General features: G+C 32.7%; 2 protein-coding genes. Both read right to left on the reverse strand.

The window, feature by feature from the left end; translation table 11 throughout:
* Positions 1-792: 792 nt before the first annotated feature.
* Positions 793-1,347, reverse strand: a complete 555-nt coding sequence (locus tag ACFQ0I_RS15830; RefSeq protein ID WP_379943935.1) for a hypothetical protein — start codon at positions 1,345-1,347, stop codon at positions 793-795.
* A gap of 139 nt (positions 1,348-1,486) precedes the next feature.
* Positions 1,487-2,177 (reverse strand): hypothetical protein (locus tag ACFQ0I_RS15835; protein ID WP_379943936.1); only part of this gene is annotated, 691 nt, incomplete at its 5' end.

Raw genomic sequence — 2,177 nt, forward strand, 5'->3', positions numbered from 1 at the left:
TAAAACTAGCAATTTTTTATACACGGTGTTGTGTTTTCGTTGTTTTTTTTCTTACAATTTTTGGTCAGTCGTTTTTTTTGCGTTTCGCTAATCAGTCCGACGCAACACTTGCGCACAGCTTTGGTCAGTCAGAAGTTTTTTTGGTTTTTATTCCGCAAACGAGCTAAAAGTCCGATGCGTTTTTTTATTCCACATTTGAGTGAGAATCGAACGTGATTTTTGAAAATCCGCAACACTATTTTTCGGTTTTTTCTTTCTTAAAATTCAAAAAAAATTTCGAAAAACAAACTGGTTTTTTTTCCGTTTTGAGTGAGTTCAGCAATGAAACACAACGTTTATGTGTATGGAAAGTTGCGTGCTTGTGTGCGAGGATTTTCCGAAGGAAAATCAGATGCAAGCAAGCAAAGCAACTNGCTGATCAGTCCGACGCAACAGTTGCGCACTGCTTTGGTCAGTCAGAAGTTTTTTTGGATTTTATTCCGCAACACAAGCTTAAAGTCCGACGCGTTTTTTATTCCACATTTGAGTGAGAGTCCAACGTAATTTTTGAAATTCCGCAATATGGTTTTGCTGTTTATTCTGTCTTAAAATTCAAAAAAAATTTCGAAAAACATACTGGTTTTTTTTCCGTTTTGAGTGAGTTCAGCAATGAAACACAACGTTTATGTGTATGGAAAGTTGCGTGCTTGTGTGCGAGGATTTTCCGAAGGAAAATCAGATGCAAGCAAGCAAAGCAACTAACATTGGTTTAGTATAAAACTAGCAATTTTTTATACACGGTGTTGGTGCACGTTATTTTATTTTCCGTCCATTTTTAAATTCAGCTGTATATATTGTGTCAGTTTTATTAATAATTTCATCGTCAGATTCAAATCGGTGATAATTCCAAATTCCATTAATTTTGTTATCGGGATATAAATAGGAAATTCTTATTCCATTTTTGAAATCATAGATAATTTTTCTGTTTTGGTATGCGTAAATGGAACCACTAATTCTCATAAATTGTCCTTTTACAGTTTCACCCTTCTTATTTGAATATTCGGAAATATCCTCAAAGATTGGATAGTCAGACGAAAAAATGGCAGGTATTACTGTCCAAATTCCAATCCATAAATATGGTAAAAACACAATTCCTGTCAATCCGAGTCCAAGTATTTTGAACCATTGAGGTTTAATTTTTGAACTTTGTTTTAATAAAAAATAAAAGGTCATTCCAATTAAAACTGTAAGTATTAAAGTTCCGATTCTATGTCCTGGTTGGAACATAATTTCAATAGGCGAACCATAATTCAGTCCAAGAATCAAAAAAGTCAGTCCGAATAATATGGTTATGATTTTAGTCGTCATTTTTTAATGTGCCCCAACGTTTATGTATATGGAAAGTTGCGTGTTTGTGTGCGAGGATTTTCCGAAGGAAAATCAGAAGCTAGCAAACAAAGCAACTAACATTGGTTAAGCACAAAATAGCAATTTTTTATATACGGTGTTACCACACGTTTTTTTTCTTTTCCATAATTATTCCGTTGAACATATATTTTCCAATTGGTAATCGACTTGTATAATTTTCAAATTGTTTTTTTAAGTCAATTTCTTCGTTTATAATTTCTAATATTTTTCTTGCTTCTAAAACTTCTTTTGGTATTTCTACTGAATTTGTTTTGTAGTAATAGTCCAATTCCAATTCCCAGTATGAAGCACTTTTATTAATTCCGTTTTTCAGCATATTGAAAGTAATTGTAGTTCCGTCCAGTCCAACAATACAATCTCTAATTTCGCCACAGTCTTTCAAGTTTTCATATCCTCTATTCCTCAATTCTACCATTAATTTTTTTACCATTTTTTCAGGTATTCTTATTTTTTGGGTAATTTTTTTCTTTTGTTCTTCTTTTCTGTTTGTTTTCCAGACAGAATGGATTAAACTACCTTCAAATTCGCCATTCCTAAGTTCAATTAATTCTAATCTTTGATATTCAGCAACCTCAATTCGATATATTTCTATATGTGTAAGACTATCGAATTCGGTCAATTCATATTGAATTTCGGATTTATTTTGCCCGAATGCGGTTGTTCCGATTAGAATTAATGATGCTATGACGATTATTTTTTTCAAATGTGTGGTAACGTTTATGTGTAAGGAACGTTGCGTGCTTGTGTGCGAGGATTTTCCGAAGGAAAAT

The organism is Mariniflexile aquimaris (assembly GCF_042676825.1).
Taxonomy (GTDB): Bacteria; Bacteroidota; Bacteroidia; order Flavobacteriales; family Flavobacteriaceae; genus Mariniflexile; species Mariniflexile aquimaris.

Excerpts from the sequence above, each read along its gene's own strand:
- ACFQ0I_RS15830 (WP_379943935.1), bottom strand. The coding sequence starts at position 1,347 with ATGACGACTAAAATCATAACCATATTATTCGGACTGACTTTTTTGATT.